The 18,716-nt window shown below is 68.7% G+C and carries 13 protein-coding genes; 4 read left to right on the top strand and 9 right to left on the bottom strand.

Features of this window, described 5'->3' with window-relative positions; translation table 11 throughout:
- Positions 1-41 precede the first annotated feature (41 nt).
- Positions 42-3,395: a bifunctional lysylphosphatidylglycerol synthetase/lysine--tRNA ligase LysX gene (gene lysX, locus G3I17_RS22430; RefSeq protein WP_164599416.1), complete on the bottom strand. Its 3,354-nt coding sequence runs from the start codon at positions 3,393-3,395 to the stop codon at positions 42-44.
- 58 nt (positions 3,396-3,453) lie between these two features.
- Here lysX and G3I17_RS22435 point away from each other — a divergent pair, with 58 nt between their 5' ends.
- On the top strand, positions 3,454-4,140 hold the full coding sequence (locus G3I17_RS22435) for a DUF998 domain-containing protein (RefSeq protein WP_164599418.1): 687 nt from the start codon (positions 3,454-3,456) through the stop codon (positions 4,138-4,140).
- The gene (locus tag G3I17_RS22440) at positions 4,137-4,880 is read left to right on the top strand and encodes an alpha/beta hydrolase (RefSeq protein WP_164599420.1); all 744 of its coding nucleotides are present in this window, start codon (positions 4,137-4,139) and stop codon (positions 4,878-4,880) included. Before G3I17_RS22435 ends, G3I17_RS22440 begins: the two co-directional genes overlap by 4 nt.
- 1 nt (position 4,881) lies before the next feature.
- Here the strand turns inward: G3I17_RS22440 and G3I17_RS22445 are convergent, their stop codons facing one another.
- The 5 genes from G3I17_RS22445 to G3I17_RS22465 all read right to left on the bottom strand — a co-directional run bounded on the left by G3I17_RS22445 (position 4,882) and on the right by G3I17_RS22465 (position 12,679).
- Positions 4,882-6,111, bottom strand: a complete 1,230-nt coding sequence (locus tag G3I17_RS22445; RefSeq protein ID WP_203590601.1) for an ROK family transcriptional regulator — start codon at positions 6,109-6,111, stop codon at positions 4,882-4,884.
- A gap of 194 nt (positions 6,112-6,305) precedes the next feature.
- A complete protein-coding gene (locus tag G3I17_RS22450) occupies positions 6,306-9,227 on the bottom strand; it encodes an AAA family ATPase (protein ID WP_164599424.1) in 2,922 nt (973 codons plus the stop codon).
- A gap of 115 nt (positions 9,228-9,342) precedes the next feature.
- The gene (locus tag G3I17_RS22455; RefSeq protein ID WP_164599426.1) at positions 9,343-9,549 is read right to left on the bottom strand and encodes a hypothetical protein; all 207 of its coding nucleotides are present in this window, start codon (positions 9,547-9,549) and stop codon (positions 9,343-9,345) included.
- A 9-nt stretch (positions 9,550-9,558) separates the two neighbouring features.
- Complete coding sequence (locus tag G3I17_RS22460) at positions 9,559-9,768, bottom strand: hypothetical protein (RefSeq protein ID WP_164599428.1); 210 nt, start codon at positions 9,766-9,768, stop codon at positions 9,559-9,561.
- A 34-nt stretch (positions 9,769-9,802) separates the two neighbouring features.
- Positions 9,803-12,679, bottom strand: coding sequence for a type 2 lanthipeptide synthetase LanM family protein (locus tag G3I17_RS22465; protein WP_164599430.1), 2,877 nt, complete (start codon positions 12,677-12,679; stop codon positions 9,803-9,805).
- Positions 12,680-13,107: 428 nt separating this feature from the next.
- Here G3I17_RS22465 and G3I17_RS22470 point away from each other — a divergent pair, with 428 nt between their 5' ends.
- Both G3I17_RS22470 and G3I17_RS22475 read left to right on the top strand, forming a co-directional pair.
- Positions 13,108-14,142 carry an MsnO8 family LLM class oxidoreductase gene (locus tag G3I17_RS22470; protein ID WP_203590602.1) on the top strand — a complete coding sequence of 345 codons (1,035 nt, stop codon included), beginning with the start codon at positions 13,108-13,110 and terminating at the stop codon, positions 14,140-14,142.
- 58 nt (positions 14,143-14,200) lie between these two features.
- Positions 14,201-15,661, top strand: a complete 1,461-nt coding sequence (locus G3I17_RS22475; protein ID WP_164599434.1) for an NAD-dependent succinate-semialdehyde dehydrogenase — start codon at positions 14,201-14,203, stop codon at positions 15,659-15,661.
- On the opposite strand, the gene G3I17_RS22480 is transcribed toward G3I17_RS22475, so the two are convergent.
- From G3I17_RS22480 to G3I17_RS22490, 3 genes are read right to left on the bottom strand one after another with little or no spacing between them, the layout of a single operon-like run.
- Positions 15,662-16,888: a glutathionylspermidine synthase family protein gene (locus tag G3I17_RS22480; RefSeq protein ID WP_164599692.1), complete on the bottom strand. Its 1,227-nt coding sequence runs from the start codon at positions 16,886-16,888 to the stop codon at positions 15,662-15,664.
- Positions 16,888-17,313 carry a hypothetical protein gene (locus tag G3I17_RS22485; RefSeq protein WP_203590603.1) on the bottom strand — a complete coding sequence of 142 codons (426 nt, stop codon included), beginning with the start codon at positions 17,311-17,313 and terminating at the stop codon, positions 16,888-16,890. Before G3I17_RS22485 ends, G3I17_RS22480 begins: the two co-directional genes overlap by 1 nt.
- A complete protein-coding gene (locus tag G3I17_RS22490; protein WP_203590604.1) occupies positions 17,310-18,671 on the bottom strand; it encodes an APC family permease in 1,362 nt (453 codons plus the stop codon). The genes G3I17_RS22485 and G3I17_RS22490 overlap by 4 nt, the downstream gene beginning before the upstream one ends.
- Between the last annotated feature and the right edge of the window lie 45 nt (positions 18,672-18,716).

An 18,716-nucleotide genomic window follows, 5' to 3' on the forward strand; every position in this document is an offset into this window, starting at 1 on the left:
CCGGTTCCCATCGATCCGGGATCCGGATCGATGGGTGAAGGTCAGTTGCGCGGGGCCGGCCGGACGAACGGGAAGGCGAGGGTGGCGCGGATGTTCTGGCCGGTGAGCATCATCATCACCCGGTCGACGCCGATGCCGAGACCGCCCGTCGGGGGCATCGCGTACTCCAGTGCGCTGAGGAAGTCCTCGTCCAGCGACATCGCTTCGGGGTCGCCGGCGGCCGCCTTGAGCGACTGCTCGGTGAGCCGTCGCCGTTGCTCGACGGGGTCGATCAGCTCCGAGTACGCCGTACCGATCTCTGCTCCGAAGGCGACCAGGTCCCAGCGTTCGGCCAGTCGCGGGTCGGTCCGGTGGGTGCGCGTCAGCGGCGACGTCTCCAACGGGAAGTCGGTGTAGAAGGTCGGCACGGTGGTCGTCGGCTCGACCAGCTCGTCGTACAGCTCCAGCACCAGCTCGCCGGGCGACAAGTCGAAGCCGGCATGGACACCGTGCTCGGCGCACAATTCACGCAAACGTTCGATCGGGGTACCGGAGTCGATCGGTACGCCGGTGGCGCGGCCGACCGCGTCGTGCACGGTGATCACCGGCCACTCGCCGGAGATGTCGATCTCGCCGTCGGCCCGTTGCACCACGGGCTTGCCGAACACCGCGGTCGCGGCCTCGATCAGCAGTTCGCGGGTGAGCTCGCGCATCACGTTGTAGTCGGCGTACGGCTGGTAGGCCTCGACCGAGGTGAACTCCGGGTTGTGCGTCGCGTCGGCGCCCTCGTTGCGGAAGTTGCGGTTCAGCTCGAAGACCTTGCCCATCCCGCCGACGCTGAGCCGCTTGAGGTACAGCTCGGGCGCGATCCTCATGAACAAGTCGGTGTCGTAGGCGTTGATGTGGGTGACGAACGGCCGCGCGTTGGCGCCACCGTGCACCGCCTGCAGCATCGGCGTCTCGACCTCGATGAATCCCCGTGACTCGAACCCGTTCCGCATCGCCCGGACCGCGGCGCTGCGGTGCTGCATCATCTGCAGCGAGTCGGGATTCATCACCAGGTCGAGGTGCCGCTGGCGGACCCGCGCCTCCGGGTCGGTGAAGCCCTTTCGCTTGTCAGGTAAGGGATGCAGGCACTTGGCCGCCATCAGCCACTCGGTCGCCGCGATCGACAACTCGCCCCGGCGGCTGGTGACGACCTCGCCGGTGATGCTGACGTGATCGCCGATGTCGACCAGGCGGCGCCAGTTCTCGACCGCCTCGGCGCCCGTGCTGCCGGCCGACATCATCACCTGCAGGCTGGACAAACCGTCCTGCAGCAAGGCGAAAGACAGCGCGCCGTGGTTGCGCATCCGCATCACCCGGCCGGTGACCGAGACCTCGTGGCCGGTGTGGTGATCGGGTGGCAGGTTCTGGTGGAGGGCGCGGATCCGTTCCAGGGTTTCGGTTCGCGGTACCGAGACCGGGTACGGATCGATGCCCTTGGCAACGAGTTCGTCGAGCTTGGCGCGCCGGATCTGCTCCTGCTCGGTGAGTTTGCGATCCGGCAGGACCGGCCGCAGCAGCTCTTGCTCCTGCTCCCGGACGGCGGCCGCGAACTGTCCGCCGTCGGCCGTCATGATCGCGTGCCGCTCGGCGGTCTCCGCGCTGTCGACCCGGGTCCACGGTCGCGGGGCGGGCAGGAAGCCCTCCGCAGTGCCGGCGGCCAGCAGCACCTGGGCCAGCGATGCGCCACGGGAGTAGCAGATCAACCGGGGGGACCAGCGCGGCAGATACTTCTCGTTGGACTGGTACAGGCTCTCCAGTTGCCAGAATCTCGACGCGGCGGTCAGCAGCGCGTTGGTGAGGCGTAGCACCGGACCGGCGCCGACGCGCTCGGCGTCGCTGAAGATCTCCCGGAACATCGCGAAGTTCAGTGAGATGTGGTGCACGCCGAGATCGCCGCACGCCTCGACGAGCGCGTTGACCATGAACTCCATCAGGCCGTTCACGGACTCGGGATCGCGCCGCATCAGATCCAGCGACACCCCGCGCACACCCCAGGGAGCGAAGGCGAGCAGACCCCGTACCGCGTTGTTGGAGTCGCGCGCGATGACCATCACACAGCGGGCGTCGGCGGGATCGCCGAGCCGGCCGAGCGCCATCGAGAAGCCACGCTCGGTCTGCGCGCCCCGCCACCTCTCGGCGAGCCGCACGTACTCCGCGAGGGCCTCGGGGGACAGATCGCCATGCCGCACCACTTCTGCGTGGTACCCGGCTCGCTGGGCCCTGGTGACGGCCTGGCGGACCGGTCGCATGGTCCGGCCTTCGAGGGTGAAGTCGGCGACGTCGATGATCGCCTCGTCGCCCATCGCGAGCGCTCGCAGGCCGGCGTCGACGTACGCGTGCGCTGCCTCCTCGCTGGCCGACAGGACGGCCGGGGACCAGCCGTAGTTCTGGGCTTCGGCGAGCCAGCGCTGGATCGCGCCGGGCCAGGCCGCTGGATCCCCGATCGGGTCGCCGCTGGCGAGACTGACGCCGTTGACCACTCGATACGCGATCGCGGCCTGGTTGTCGGGGGCGAAGACCACTGCCTTGTCGCGCCGGGTGGCGAAGTAGCCGAGCGAGTCGCGCTCGCCGTACTCGAGCAGCAATCGGCGGACCTGGAGCTCCTCGGCCTGGCTGAGGTAGCGGACCCGTTGTACCGACCGGAGGAAGATCGCGAAGGCGACCACCAGCGAGGCGGCGGAGATCGCGCCGACGGTCAGGCCGACCCAGCCGTGCCCCTCGTGGCCGGCGCCCATCTTGCTGCGGCTCTGGCCGAGCGCGGCGATCAGCGCCCAGCCGATCTTCTCCTTCTGCCCGGTCAGCGTCCGGGGGAACGCCTGGGTCAGGCTGATGCTGACCGCGATCGAGATCAGCAGGCCGGCGATCAGCGCGCCGACCGCGAGCCGCCTGGTACCGGGGGCCAGCCGGGCCGGGAAGGCGGCGCGGATCGTCCAGAGCAGCAGCACCAGCGCGGCCACCACGACCACCTGGGCGATGGCGATCTCCAGGTCCTGCGGCTTGGCCTCGCCGAACTCGTCGATCAGGCCCTGGTCGCGCGGATTGGCCAGCCGGATGCTGGCGAAGCCGACCGCCGCGACGGCGGTGAGCAGCCAGAGCACCTCGAAGACCCAGAGCACCCACAGCAGCGCGGCCCGCTTGCCGCGCAGCAGCGCACTGCCGATGACGGCGAGGTAGACGGCCGAGAAGAAGGTGTGCCCGGCCGGGATGCCGAAGAAGTCGAAGGCCTGGTCGACCCGCTTCACATATGCGGGTGCGAACAGATGCAGCGGGATCGCGAGGAACGACCAGATCGAGGCGAAGACGACGATGCGCCCGACCCAGCCGGCAGCCCGCTGCTGCCACTTCGGGATGACCTGTTCCGATGACACCCAGCGATCATCGCATCCCCGGCAGGCGACTTTGGTTTCGTGTGCGACTCTTTCGACCATGACGGCCGTCCCCGCCCGGTTTCCGTATCGCCTGATGCGGGGTGTCCTGGTGGCCGCAGGGCTGCTCTACTGCAGCCTCTTCCTGGAGTTCCTGGCCGGTTATCCATTGGATGTCCACAACTCCTTCCTCAGCGAGCTAGGCGCCCTGGACCAGCCGACGAGCTCGTACGCGCGGGCGATGGATCTCGGGGCCGGCGTGTTGTTGCTGCTGGCGGCGATCCTCGGCCGGCCCGCCGTGCGGATGCATCGCGACGTCGCCGGGCTGCTGATCAGCGCGGCCGTGTTCGGCGCCGGGACGCTGTTCGACGCGCTGTCGCCGATGAGCTGTGCGCCATCGGTGAGCGCGCTCTGCCGGGAGACCGAGGACAGCGGGCAGAGCGGTACGGCGCTGGTGCTGCACGAGGTCACCTCGACCGTCGCGGGGATCGGGAGTGTTGCCCTGGGCATCTTTGCCGTCCTGGTACTGCGCCGCTCGGGCTGGGGTGGCGTCTGGGGCAGTGTGGTCGCCGGGCTGGCCGCCGCCGTCGCCGTCACGCAGGCCTGGCTGGGGATCGAGACGGGCCTGGAGGTCCTGACCGGCAACGATCTGCATCCGCCGGGGATCCTGCAACGCGTGTCGGTGGCACTGGTTTGCTTAATGCTGGCGACATTGCTGCCCGGTCTGAGGCAGGCTTTCACCCGATGAGTACCAGTTGGGTTCTGCTGCCGGGGCTGGCCGAGGCTCCCGAGGAGTTCGGCGAGGTCCTCGCCCTGCTGTCCGGCAGAGAGCTTCGGGTGATCGACCCCTGGCTCACACCGGTGACCGCGCCGGTCTCGCAGTTGCGGAGCGGGATGACGCTGCCGGTGGGGCTGCTCGGGCACTCGATCGGTGGCCTCGCGGCGTTGCGATGGACGCTCGCCCATCCCGACGAGGTCGACCGGCTCGTCCTGATCGACTCCAGCCTCACCTCGGAGACCGGCTGGCGATGGCTCTACCCGGGCACCCGGGGTGATCGGGTGGTCCGGTCGGTACTACGGGGGCTGGCGCGGATCGGCGTACCGGCCCTGCTCGGTACTGCGGCGCGACGGGTGTTCATCCGCGTCGGGAGCATGCGGAACAACGACCGGCTCTCGAAGGCGACGGCGCGCTCCCGGTACGCCGCGGCCGGGTCGTGGTTGCTGTTCTGGGACGAGCTGAGCGGTAGCTGGGCGCTCGCGGCCGAGGTCGCGCGGCTGCTGGAGTCTCCGCCGGCCGTCATGCCACCCACGGTGGTCCTGGTGGCGACAGGCGGCAGCTCCCGCTTCACCGCCAACAGCTGGCTCGCCGGTCAGCGAGCCCTGGCAGCCAAGCTCAACGCCACTGTCGAAGTACTGCCCGACTCAGCACACCTGGTCCACCTCGACCGCCCCGACGCCATCGCCAAGGCCGTCACCAGCCTCGCCTGAGCTAGGCCGGCGTAGTGAGCGCAGGGGTCGGGAGTTTGCGCTGCCAGACCTCGTCGAGGGCCATTCGCATGGCGCCGGTGACTACGGCGTCCTCGGCCAGGGCGGAGAGCTCCAGCTTCGGGTGGTTGAGGGTCAGCAGCCGGAGCTGGTCGGAGATGGCGTCCAGGAGGACGGCGCCGGCCCGCGCGACACCACCACCGATCACCACGGCAGTGGGGTCCAGGACCAGTACAGCGGGCGCAAGCGCGCGGGCGAAGTCGCGGGCGACCTGCTGGACGACTGCCTGGGCGACCGGGTCGCGCTCGGCCGCGGCGGCGAAGACGTCGGCGGTGTCGAGCTGGTCGCGACCGAGCTCAGCGAGGCGTGAGTCGGGGTTGGCGATCGCGGCCTGGCGGCCCAGCTCGGCGATGGCCTCGGAGCCGACGGCGCGCTCCAGCGGGCCGCGGCTGTCCTCGGGGTTGATCACGTCGTCCGGTGCGGTGGCGATGAAGCCGATCTCACCAGCCGCGCCCGTACCGCGGTGGAGGCGGCCGTCGATCACGATGCCGGCACCGAGTCGCTCACCCCACTGGATTGCGAGCAGCGTGCCCGTACCACCGCGGGCAGCGGCGATGGCCAGGGCAGCCAGGTTGGCGTCGTTGTCGAGCATGACGGGGCAGTCGAGCAGGCTGCGGACGTGCTTGGTCAGGTCGATGGCCGACCAGCCCGGTACGGACGGGACCAGCTGGACCCGGCCGGTGTGCTCGTCGACGATGCCGGGGCTGGCGGCGACGGCGGCGGCGATGTCCTCGGCGGGCACCTCTGCCTCGGCGAGCGCCTCGGTGATCACCTCACTGATGACGCCGAGCAGCTCCTGGGCCGTCCAGCCCGGGCCGGACCGGCGTACCAGGGAGAGCTTGCGGCCGGCCAGGTCGGAGACGCCCACGGTGACGCGGTGCGGGCCGACATCCAGCCCGAGCACCGGCGCCGCGCGCCCGCGCAGGGAGACCCGGATCGCCGGGCGACCCAGCGAGCGGTCCGCGGAATCAGGGCCGTGCTGCTGCAGCCAGCCGGCATCCAGCAGCTCGTCGACCGCCTGTGCGACGGTCGGTCTGGCCAGTCCGGTGCGTTCGACCAGTTCGGCGACCCGCAGTGGTGCCGGTGCCGAGCGGCGGACCGCGTCCAGCACAGCGGCGACGTTGATCCGCCGCAGCATCGTCGTACCGCCGCCGCCGACCGTTCCCTTGCTCATGTCCGACCCCTTGCCTGCCACTCGCCCATCTTATATATAAAGCGAGCGTTCATAAATTATCCGGCCAGTTGCGCGCGTGCCGCCGGACCTTCGCGGGCGGGCGGTCGCCTGGAAATCCGTGAGTCGACAACTATCACCCGAACGTCGTCCCGCGCCCCAGCACACGCACGCGACCCGGGATCAGTCCTGCAACTTCAGTCTTGCAGCACCGTCCGCGCAAAGCTGCTCAGCGCCTCCCGATCCGGCTGCTGAGTCTTGGTCATCAGGCTCGCGACGTGCTTCTCCACCGTCCGCGGCGAGATGTGCAACCGGGACGCGATCGACTTGTTCCCGATCCGGTCCACCAGCAACTGCACCACCTCGAACTCCCGCGTGGTGATCCCCAGCTGCCGCAGATTCGCCGGCACCTGATCGGACCCGGTCCGCCGCTGCGACACGGTGGCCCCCAACTGCCGCAACATACTCCGGCAAGCACTAGCCACCGCCGGTACTTCGGCATTGTGGAAGTAATCCTCAGCCTGCCGAAGCCAGGCAACTGGTTCTCCCCACCCGTCGGCAGCCGCCGGCTCCGCAATCAACCGAAGCCCGAGATACCTGGCCATCGGGTAAAGCTCTGAAGACTCCAGGGCGGCGGCGACGGCCGCAGTCGCCTCGGCAGTCTTCTCATCGCGCCCGAGCAGTACCGCCTGCGCCAACTGCACGAACTGCCGATTCCACCGCATCTTGCTCCCGGCTGTCGCCGACACAGCCTCGAAGTGCGGCCAACCGTTCCGGCCCGCGAGCACGCCGAGCAGCAACGCTAGTCCGTTCTTGCCCGCCATATGAAAGACCGCCGGATTCTGCGCGTCGTAGGCGAGCGCCTGCGCCATCTCCGAGTCGGCCAGAGCCCGGTTCTCTTCGAGCAACGCGCAGAAGGTCCGCGCAAGGCCGTAGGACAAGGGCAGTTCATGCGAGGCGCGTTCGCCCCAGGTAGCCAATTCGCCGAGCGTGCTCTCCATTTCCGCACGCCTGCCCTGATGAGCGGCCAGCACGGCCATCGTCACCAGCTCGTACGGTGCCCCCCGGCTGAGCTTGAGTCGTTGAGTCACTTCCAGGCAGGCCGCGATCATCTCCTCGGCTTTCGTGTACTCGGATCGTAGGATCGCCTGCAGGCCAAGGGCTCCGTCGATCTCGTAGGCCGTCGGGATCGCGCCGATCTGGAGCGCCTGCTGCCTTGCGTGGTCCAGCTCGGTGACATCGCCTTCGGCCAGGCAGATCGTGCCGGCCTGGTACAGGTGCGACATCACTCGCTGGAGAGCGAGATTGTTCTCGGTGGCCACTTGGCGGGCCCGGCGGAAGTAGTCGACGGCCTGGTCCAGGTCGTGCTGGCGGGCCAGCATGCCGAGCTGTTGCCAGGCGTCGACGGCGACGCTCGGAAGGTTGGCGCGTTCAGCCGCGGCCGCTGCCCTGGTGGCGAATTCCGCTGCCGACTTCAGCCTTCCGGGGCTGGTCTTCGCCAGCTCCAGATGAGCAGCCATGGCGTCGACCGGAGCCAGATCGACGTCGGCCGCGGCATCTCCGAGGATGGATCGGGCGATCGCCACATGCGTCGACGCGGACGCCCAGCGTCCGGCCAGATTCTCGACCCCGGCGAGCCGTACGTACAGTGCGGCGACCTTGCGATGATCGAGATTCTGGTTCTCCAGTTGCTCGATCACCGCGGACTCGGCGGCAGGGTGGTCGAACTGCCCGTTCTCGCCGGCGGCGAGCAGCAGCGAGCTGAGAACCTCGGCGCGGTAGTCGAGGTCGGGATCGTCGACGAGCAGGGTACGGGCGCGGTCCAGGAGGTGGACCGCGGAGGCCATCGAGCCTTCCTCGAACGTGCGCCGGCCCGCTTGGGCGAACAGCCTGCCCGCCCGCACCCGGTCACCACCGCCCTGGGTGAGTTCGGCTGCCATCGGGCACCATTCACCGGGCAGGCCGGGATGGAGTTGTTCGATCGCGTCCGCGCACCGGATCGCCAGATTCGATCGCTCGGTCGGCGTCAGATCCGCCAGCAACGCGTCGGCGGTCAAGGGATGCCGAAAGGCGTACCAGTCCGGTACTGGCTCGTCGGGCCCGACCAGTTGAGCGGCCAGACCTGCTCGCAACGTTGCCAGCAGCAACCGCTCGTCGACGTCGCCGGCCTGCCGGACCACGCTGAGCGGAAAGCGGTGGCCGATCACGGCCGCGAGCAGAAGGAGCTCACGGGACTGGGAGCTGAGCCGGCTGGTCCGGCTGTTGATACTGCGAATGACGGCTGGTGGAACAGCGGTGTGCGAACCCTCCACGAGCCGAACGGTGCCGTCGGGGTCGGCGAGCAGTTGCCCGGTCCGGCCGGCTTCCTGCAGCAGTTCCTCCACGATGAAAGGGATCCCGGCGCTGTCCTTCCACAGTCGCTCCACCAACTGCTCCGGCACGCCGTCGGTGCTGACCTCGAGGTAGCCGGCGGCGAGTTCACTGACCTCTTTGCGGTCGAGTCGCTGGAGCTCGATCGCCGTGGCCGTGCCGCGCTGATCCGCCAGCCGGGCAAGGTCGAGTCCGGAGCCCTGCTCGGCACGCAAGGTGCACAGCAGGACGACCGGTTGATCCTCGAGGTTGTCGAGCAGGTACTCGATCACCGCGAGTGTCTCCGGGTCGGCGTCGTGGAGATCCTCCAGCACGAGCAGAGCACCCCGGTCGGCGGCGATCAGTCCGAGCAGTCGCAGGATCGCCTCGCCCAGAACGATCGCGGAGATCCCTGCCTCGTGGGACTCGCCCTCGTCCCAGTCCGGGATCAGCCGGCCCAGGACTTGGCGGTACGGGCCGAGCGCCATCGGATCGGGCATCCCACCGCGCCGGATCAAGGACAGGAACGCCTCGGTGAACGGTCTGAAGGCGACCATCGTGCCCATCGCTCCCACCCGGCCACGCAACGTCGCCATGCCACGACCGACGGCCATCGTGGTGGCGACCGCGCCCAGGCGGCTCTTTCCGATGCCGGGCTCACCGAGTAGGAAAATCGCACTGCCGCGACCGTCACGAGCTTCGGTGATCAGCCGGTCGAGTCGCGCGATCTCCCCATCTCTGCCGACCACTTTGGGCGCATGGGTCTGCATGGCTGCAAACTCTATCCAGAGTCTGCTGACGGCGCAGTGAGTTCGGCGGGGTTGCCGCCGGTTCGAGATGCTGCTCAAACGTATGCTTGCGGCTCGAACCGGCGGCGGCGGCTGCCTAGCCTGGAGCGCTGACTGTGGTGGTGATGCAACGGTCGGTGACCTCGACGAGCCCGATCGACAGGACGCCGGTAGCTCCGACCAGGGCAAAAGCCCGGGCCCCGATCCAGCTTCGCTTGGGCATCCCCATCGGACCGATGGGATCTTCGATCTGCTCGGCCGGTGGGACGGTGAAGTCTTCGGGCTGGTTCTCACGAGTTGACACGATGCTCTCCTACGGCTTGCTGACCGAAGTCGTGATGGGACAGTCGGTGTACACCATCAGACCGACGGCCAGGGTGCTGGTGTAGCCGACGAGGGCGAAAGCCCGCCGGCCGATCCGGCTTCGGCTCGGGAGGTTGATGGGTCCCAGCGGATCGGCTCCGGACGAGTCGGTACTGGTTGGCTGGTCCTGTGGTTCGTCTGGTGGGTTGTGGGCGGTCATGGTGGTTCCCCTGTCGATGGTGTTCGGCCGGTCGTCAACGCTGTGATGGGCGCTTCGGATCGGTACTTGGTTCGAGCAGCAGGACTGACGGGACGCGCCGGCCGAAGCCGAGACGCAGGAGCCCGTAGCCGATGCCTGCCAGGCCGGTCAGCAGACCTGGCGAGGTCACCCCTCTTGGCGTACCGCAGTGCGGTCCGTACTGCTGCAGTGCGGCGAGTACCAGCCCGGCCCGGCGACGTCGGACCGCCTCCATGGCTGGGTCATCGCGTTCTTCGAGCCACAGGAGTGGCTCTAGTGCGCCGAGCTCGCCGTGACACAGACTCATGTCGGCGAGCATCGGACGTTCGGTGGCGGCCTTCAGGTACGCGTCGAGATCGACGTGAGCGCCCGCCATGCTCCTGGCCAGGGTGGTACCGGCTTCGCCGGAGCACCAGCCCGGGTTCGCCGGGTCGCCCGGCCGATCCATGTCGGCGGCAACGAAAGCCGCCTCGCTGTACCTGTCGCCTGGCGTTCCGTACTGGCCCAGTGCCCAGGCGACTCCCTGGTAGCCGCCGGCGAAGCCGGCATGCGGCACAGGCCCGTTGCGCCGGCCGGTCTCGACAGCTTCGATCAGTTCGTCGGCATAGCGGCTCGCCAGTTGCGCGGCCGCCGGGTGGTCGATCGCGCGGAGGGCGGCCAGCCCGCCGGCAGCGCCCTCGGTATAGCTGGGGAACTGGCCGGCGTCGGGAGCGAGCCCGCCGGCGATCTCGAGCGAGGTCGTGAGCCAACCGTCGAGGTCCGGATCATCGAGGAGCGAGGAAAGCCGGCTCAGGCCGTAGCTGATGCCACCCAACCCGTAGAAGCCAGGGCCGATGAGCTGCGCGAGATCAGGAACAGAGACGAGGGTCCGCAACAGCTCCGGGATCGGGCGGATGGCGTCTCTGGCCAGTTCGCGATATTTGTCGGCGCCGGTGAGTGACCCGACCTGGGCCAGGAAAAGGGCAACTCCGGTGTAGCCGGTGGCCAGACCGGCGCCCATCGGCATCAGCGACCAGTGGTGGTCGTCGAGTAGCTCCAGGCCCAGCCAGTTCGCCCGGCCGTCGCCGCCATCCACGGCTCGGGCCATGATCTCGTCAGCGATGTCGGTGGCCGCGGCGAGAAGTTGTTCCGGGTCAGCTGCTGCTGCCTGCACTGTGCGGGTGGTACTGCAGGCATGCACGATCGGCTCGGGCCGGGTGGCCAGAGTGGCGGAGATGATCCACTGCTGCCGATGCTGATCAATTTCGGTCAGCAAGCCGATCTTGGTCTCGACGGCGGCAAGTCCGTCGTGAGTGAAGAACTCTGGCACCCGGGTGCCGTCGGAGCCCCAGACATCACGGCTGCCCGGCCGGGCAGCGAACAACGGGATGTCACCGGCCCACAGGTCGGCCAGCTCGGTCGGTACCAGTCGGTGCAACGCCGGATCGGCATCCCAGAGCAGGTCGAGCAGTTCGCTGCGTCCGTCGGCGGCGCGGAGGGCATCAGGATGCGTCGCCTCGTCGAGAAGCGTCGCGTACGTCTGAGTCGCTCGGGGGACGTAGCGGATCTCGTCGTCCCGGCAGGCGGCAAGGAGCCCCTTCGGGCCGACCAGTTCGTGGCGGTTCCAGGCTATTGCCTCGTACCCGGTCTGGAATCCCACCAGCAAGGCCGCTTCGTGGTCGCGAGGCTCTATCGCCACTCGATTGAGAAGTGGGCGGTTCTGGCTGCCCCGCGTTGTGGTCGGAACGCGGACCATGTGCATGGTGTCGAGACCGGGGTCCGCCCAGTCGACCTTGCTGATCGGAGACACCTCGCCGGAGTCGCCGCCCAGACCCGAGATGTCCACGATTCCGTGTTCCCCGGTGAGGAGCAGGGGCAGCAGCGCGGTTCGATAGACCGAGCTCTGCAAGGCCGCGTGAGCGGGGTCGTGGCCTGGCATTCCCTGGAGGAAGGTGCTCGGGTGGAACAAGGTTTCCACGTCGACCATGACTGGCTGGTCGCCGTGGGCGATCAGGTTCTCGTGGTGCATGTCCGTGCCGTCGAGGACATACAGCAAGGCCAGCAGGGCGCCCTGGCGCTGGTAGAAGCGGCGGACCTCTGCCAGGTCCTGGCAGGGGGTGTGGTCGATGTACTCGAGCCAGCCGTAGCCGGGGCGGCGGAGTACGTCGACTGATTGGAGGTCCAGACCGGTTTTGCTGTTGAGCCAGTGGATCAGGTCGTTGAAATGTGCGTGCAAGTCGAGCGGCCGGGGCTTGTAGATGAGGCGTTGGCCGTCGGTGAAGGTGAGGGTGGCTGTGGAGCGACCGCCGCGGTGGGAGTCGCCCCCGGGCTCGATGCTCAGCAAGGGACCCGGGTCAGTGCCTGACAGGAGGTCGGTGATGAGTTGCTCGCGGTCCTCGGCGAGGCGTGCCAGCAGCTCGATGTGGCCCTCGACCGCCTGTCGGCACGCCTCGCCCAGGACCCGGGCCAGCACCGGGTATGCGGCCAGGAAGTCCGCCAGCTCGCTCCCTCCGACGAGCCGGTGGGTGAAGTCGAGAAAACGCTCGGCCGGCGTCTCGCCGGCCAGCTCGCCACGGTTACGGGCCCGGGCGAGTTCCAGTACCAGCGTTCGGGACGCCAGCCGGACCAGGCGCAGTCCCAGCCGCTGGAGGAACTCTTCGGCCAGTACGCCGTCCTGTTCCGCCGCGGTGAGGTCCTGCCGGGCAGTGGCCAGCAGTGGTTCGAGGCACCGGACCAGCGCTTGCTGCCAACCGCCTGTCACCGGTGCCGGGGGGACTGACATGGCTGTACTGCGTTCGATGTACTCCGCCCAGCCGGGCATCGGCAGGCCCAGCTCGTGCGGGCCCATCCCGGCAGACCACCAGGCTGTCGACTGGTCGGTCCGGGACGTCCCGGCGGTTGCGGAGTTGAGCACACGCTCAGGGTGCCATCGGGGGGTAGGCCCTGCCATGGGTACGGAACCCCCATATTCCGTATGGGCGCGGTAACGAGTTGGTGACGGGCAGAAGAGAGTGCTGTACCGCGGGGCGTCGACTGGGGGTAGATCGCCCCGCGGTCCAGCATCGCCTGTACCGGACAGCCTCTGGTGGAAGGCCGTTCGGCGCAGGAACCGTGGTGCCGGGTAGTGGTCGAACTCCCGACGCCGTGAACGATGCCGGACCGCCGGAACCACCAGCAAGGGCTCTGCCTACCCAATTTCCCCGCCGTCGCGGAGCCGGTGTCCGTGGGTGGGAACGGACCAGAACATGGGGGCCGACCCCCCATGTGGAAAGCCGGCCGGGCTGCGACGGTGAGCGGGTGTACAGCCCCGCATCCCCCGGACTCCCGGTCTCAGCTCACTCGGTGCTCGACGTAGTGCCGCAGCTGCCCGGTCAGTCCGCCGCGGCGGCGCTCCGGGAGACCGTCGAGGTCGCTCAGGCTGCGGACGATCTCGGGTACCGGCGGTTCTGGGTTGCAGAGCAGCATGGCGTCCGGGGTGCTGGTGGCGCAAGCCCTGCGGTGTTGGCCGCTGTTCTGGCCGCCAGGACCGACCGGATCCGGTTGGGCTCGGGCAGTGTTCTCCTGACCAACCACCGGCCGCTAGTGGTCGCAGAGCAGTTCGCGGCGCTAGCGGCGGCGTACCCGAGCCGGATCGATCTTGGTGTCAGCAAGGCGCCCTCAGTAGCGCCGAGTACCGCCGCTGCACTCGGCCTGACCGAGAAAGGGTGGGACACCTTCCCCCAGCGGCTGGACGAGCTCTGCCGCTTCCTGCGTGACGGTCTGCCCGGGCGTGCTCCGGTGGGCGACGTACGGCTCGCCCTGGCTGGACTGCCGCCACCCGTCTTCGTGATGTCCGACAACCCGGCCGGCGCGCAGGTGGCCGCAGTACGGGGGCTGCCGCTCTTCCTGGCACATCATGGCGCTGCCGTCTGCACGCTGGCGTCGGTAGCGGCGTACCGGGACAGCTTCGAGCCGACAGGGCCGACGGGGAAGCCGTACGTCGGGGTGACCGTGGGTGTGGTTGCGGCGGACACCGAGGAGGAGGCAGTAGCCCGACTGGGCGAGTACGTCCGGGTGAAGTCGCGTCTGAAGACTGCGGCCAACCGGGCGACGCTGGCTGAGCTCCTGGAGTTGCTGGCGCCACCGATCACCGGTCGCGAGCGGATCAAGGCCGAGCGGCTGCTGGACGAGCCCGGGTACGTCGTGGGTACGCGGTCTGGCGTTGCCGGGGGACTGGCGTCCGTGGCGGCCAGTACCGGAGCAGACGAGCTCATGCTGGTCCCACTGGCCTTCGACAGCCTGGTTCGGTCAGCCATCCTGCGGACCGTCGCAGCAGGCCTGACCCGAGCCATCCGCAGCATCCCCCGCCACGCCCCGCACTTCGTCGCCTCTGCCTGATATCCCCGGCCTATCCCCGGCCTATGGTTGGCAGTGCCGACTAGTGAAAGGCGGGCTGATGTCGCGGGAGCAGGAAGTCGTCGAGGCTTGTCCGACCGAACTCTTCATCGCAGGCAAGTGGCGACCGGCCGAGGGCGGCAAGACCCTCGCCGTTGAAGACCCAGCCACCGGTACGACGCTGTGCGACGTGGCGGACGCGAGTCCTGCCGACGGACTGGCCGCGCTGGACGCCGCCGTCGCAGCGCAGGCCGACTGGGCCGCCACCGCCCCCCGGGAGCGCGGCGAGATCCTCCGGCGGACCTATGAGCTGATGACCGAGCGGGCCGACGAGCTGGCCCTGCTGATGACCCTGGAGATGGGCAAGCCGGTCGCGGAGTCCAAGGGCGAGATCGCGTACGCCGCGGAGTTCTTCCGCTGGTTCGCCGAGGAGGCCGTCCGGATCGAGGGCGGCTACCAGGTCGCGCCGAACGGCAAGGGCCGCGTCCTGGTGATGCGGCAGCCGGTCGGGCCGTGCCTGCTGATCACGCCATGGAACTTCCCGGCCGCGATGGGTGCCCGCAAGATCGGCCCGGCGGTCGCCGCCGGCTGCACGATGGTGATCAAGCCGGCCTCCCAGACGCCGCTGTCGATGCTGAAACTGGCCGAGCTGATGACCGAGGCGGGTCTGCCACCCGGCGTACTGAACGTCGTCACCACCCACGACTCGGGTGGCGTGATGGAGCCGCTGATCCGCGACGGGCGCGCGCGCAAGCTCTCCTTCACCGGCTCGACCCCGGTCGGTGTGAAGCTGATCGAACAGGCGGCCGAGAAGGTGCTCAAGACGAGCATGGAGCTCGGCGGCAACGCACCGTTCCTGGTCTTCGAGGACGCCGATCTGGACAAGGCGGTCGACGGCGCGATGCTGGCCAAGATGCGCAACGGCGGCGAGGCCTGTACTGCGGCGAACCGGATCTACGTGCACTCGTCGGTGATGGAGGTCTTCGCCACCAAGCTGACCGAGCGGATGGCTGCGCTGAAGGTCGGGCGCGGCACCGAGGACGGGGTCGACCTCGGCCCGCTGATCGACGCCAAGCAGCGGGACAAGGTGAAGGACCTGGTCGACGACGCGGTTGCCCAGGGAGCGGAAGTACTGACCGGCGGAACGATTGCCGAGGGCAACGGTTACTTCTACCCGCCGACCGTGCTGGCCGGCGTGCCGAAGTCGGCGCGGCTGCAGAAGGAGGAGATCTTCGGCCCGGTCGCCCCGCTGACCGCGTTCGAGACCGAGGACGAGGCGGTCACGATGGCCAACGACACCGAGTTCGGCCTGGTCTCGTACCTGTTCACCAACGACATCGGCCGGGCGTTGCGGGTCAGTGAGCGGCTGGAGACCGGCATGATCGGCCTCAACCAGGGCATCGTCTCCAACCCGGCCGCGCCGTTCGGCGGCGTCAAGCAGTCCGGCCTCGGCCGTGAGGGCGGCACGGTCGGCATCGACGAGTACCTGGAGATCAAGTACCTCGCGGTCGCTCTGGACTAGCTACTCCGCGAGCCATTTCTGGATGGTCTCCTGGTCCGGGCGGGCCTCGGTGCCGATCGCGTGCGGGACGAACCGCGCGTAGTAGTCGGTGACGGGGCCGTCGGACTCGCGGACCATCATGCCGGCCGCGACGCCGTCGACGATCCAGCTGCCGATCACCGCCCGGTTGCCCTCGTACGACGGCAGCGGACTCCACTCCTGGTAGACCATCGTGTCGGTGTCGTAGGGGCCGTCGTGCACGTCGTCCTCGGTGGAGGCGATGGTGTGGATCCGGATGTTGCTGCCCTCCCGCCCGTGCAGCGGCTTGGCCACCCACTCGAGCAGGTCACCCGGCGTCCCGAAGTACGCGGGAAGCAGGTTCGGGTGGTCCGGGTAGAGCTCCCACAGCACCGGCAGGATCGCCTTGGTGGACAGCATCGTCTTCCAGATCGGCTCGATCCACTGCACCGGCTCGCGCTCGAGCCCGGACAGGATGTACCGGCCGAACTGGTCGTCGAGCATGTCCTCCCACGGGTAGAGCTTGAACGCGGTCCGGATCTTCCGCCCGCCCCAGTCGACGAACGCGCGCTGCTCCGTCTCCCAGCCGAGGTCCTCGATCTCGTGCCCGTACGTCGCCAGCCCGGCCATCGCCGCCGTGTCGCGTAGGTAGGCCACCGTCATCGCCTCTTCGCCGGTCGTCTCGGCAGCCGAGTTGAAGAAGTGCGCCTCGTTGCCCGGGAACGCCCCGGCCGCGCGCCGCTCGCTCCACCACTTGACCAGCCGGTCGTGCACGGAGTTCCACTGGTCGCCCTCGGGGAAGACGTCCTCCAGCCAGTTCCACTGGATCACCGCCGACTCCACCAGCCCGGTCGGGGTGTCGCCGTTGATCTCCAGCATCTTCGGCTCGACCCCGTTCCAGACCAGGTCGAACCGCGCGTACACCGACGGGTCGTCGCGTTTCAGCGACTCCCGGACCAGCGGCAGCGTGCCGGACGCCAGCCCGAGTTGCGAGTCGCTGAAGCGGTCACCGGCCGCCATCACGGCGGCGGCGTGCTTGCACATCTCGTAGAGCTCCTCGGTGACGCTCTCGAGGTGCTCCACCTCTTCCAGCGTCACCTCGTACCAGGCGCTCTCGTTCCAGTACGGCGTCTGGCTGCCGTCGGGCAGGTCGGTCATCGGGAAGACCAGCCCCTGCTCGACGACCGTGTCCTTCCAGCCCGGGCGGGGTTTGATCGAGTGCCGCCACATCAACCGCCAGAGCTCCCCTTGCCCGCCTTGCCGAAGCCGCCGCGGGAGATCGTGCCGATGTTGCCGCCTTTGGTGTCCAGCCCGCCGCGCTTGACCGTCGCCGTGCCGCCGGAGGCGTTGCGCAGGCCGGAGGTCGTGTAGCCGCCGTCGGCGGTGTTGTAGCGGCCGCCGATCGGTGGCACCAAGGCTCCGCCCCGGGTGGCCATGTAGAACCAGAAGAAGCCCGCGCCGGACCCGTGGTACTCACGGTCGTCCTTGCACTGGTCGTCGTCGGCGCGCTGCTGGGTTTCCGGGTCGACACAGATCGCCTGGTAGTCCGACTGGTCCTCGTCATCGTTGCTGCACCCGGTCAGCGAGGCGGCGACCAGCGCGGTCAGTCCGAGCGTGATGCCCACGCTGCGCATCCGCTTCTTTGATTGAGTCATGCCCTGCCTTCCCCCTCGGCCGGCGGCTTCATCGAGTACATGATGAGCGCGCCCACCACCATCGTTACACCCACGACAACCAGGGGCCCTGTACCGACGTCCGAGACGGCCAGGACGAGTACTACGACGAACGACGCCGCCGCCAGCAACGGGATGATCACCCGCTGCAGTACGCGGCCCTTGATCGCCCCACTGAAGTACACCGGTACTGCGACGGCAGTGACCAGGTAGTAGATCGACACGAGCACCGAGACGGCCCCGACGGCGTCGGCCAGCAGGGCGTCGGAGGTGAGCACCAGCGTCACGTAGATGACCAGGCTGGCCCCGGCGAAGACCCAGGTGGAGACGCTGGGGGTGTGGAAGCGAGTGGAGATCCGGGCGAACTGTCCTGGGAACGCGTCCCTGCGAGCCATCGACAGCATCGTCCGGGCAGTCGGCAGGATCGTCGTCTGGGTCGAGGCGAGGGCGGAGACGAGCACTGCGCCCACCAGGAGCTTGCCGCCCGCAGTACCGAGCAGGTCGTTGCTCAGGACGTAGAAGAAGTCGTCATCGGCTATGTCGGCCAGTGGACCGACTCCTGCGTACACGACGGCGGACCAGGCGACCACGGCGTACAGGACGACCAGGAAGCCATTGGCGATGAGGGCTGCGATGGCCGGAGTGCGGCGTGGGTCGCGGGTCTCCTCGTTGAGGCTGAAGGACGAGTCCCATCCCCAGTAGAGGAACACTGCGACCAGTACTCCGGTTGCCCAGGCCTTCTCGCCGGTGGCCGTCGATAGCGGGATGCTGAGCGTCCCGGCGTCGGCGAAGGCGTTGATCGCGAACCAGAGCAGTGCGACGACCTCTACCGTCAGCAGGATCGCCTGGGTCCAGGCGGCGATCTGAACGCCGCGATAGGCGAGCACTGCCATCACAATGATGAACAGTGCGCCCAGACCGGCTTGTGCGAGGCGGGAGTCGGCCGCGCCGTCCAGACCGAACAGTAGGTAGGTGTAGACCGAGGCGACTTGCGCCAGGTTGCTCATGACGAGCACACAGGCCATGACTGTCGTCCAGCCGATCATGCGGCCGACACCCAGTCCGAACGCCTTCGAGGTCCACGGGAACGTCGTACCGCAGTCCGGCTCGGCCCTGTTCAGCTCACGGAAGCAGAGCGCGACCAGGATCACCGGCACTGCTGAGAGCGCCAGGACCAGGGGAGCGGCGGCGCCGACGTACGCGACCAGTAGTCCGACCGCCACGGCCAGCGAGTACGCCGGTGCGGAGGAGGAGATCCCGATCGCGGTGGATGTGCCCAACCCCAGCGCATCCCGGCGCAAGCTCCGCCCACGGGACCGCGAATCAGCTGTCGTCGTCATCGTCCCCCAAGAGTGCCACCCCGCAGGCCCACCGTCTGTGAGGCG

Origin of the sequence: Streptomyces sp. SID13031, from assembly GCF_010548305.1 — a bacterium.
Classification (GTDB): domain Bacteria; phylum Actinomycetota; class Actinomycetes; order Propionibacteriales; family Kribbellaceae; genus Kribbella.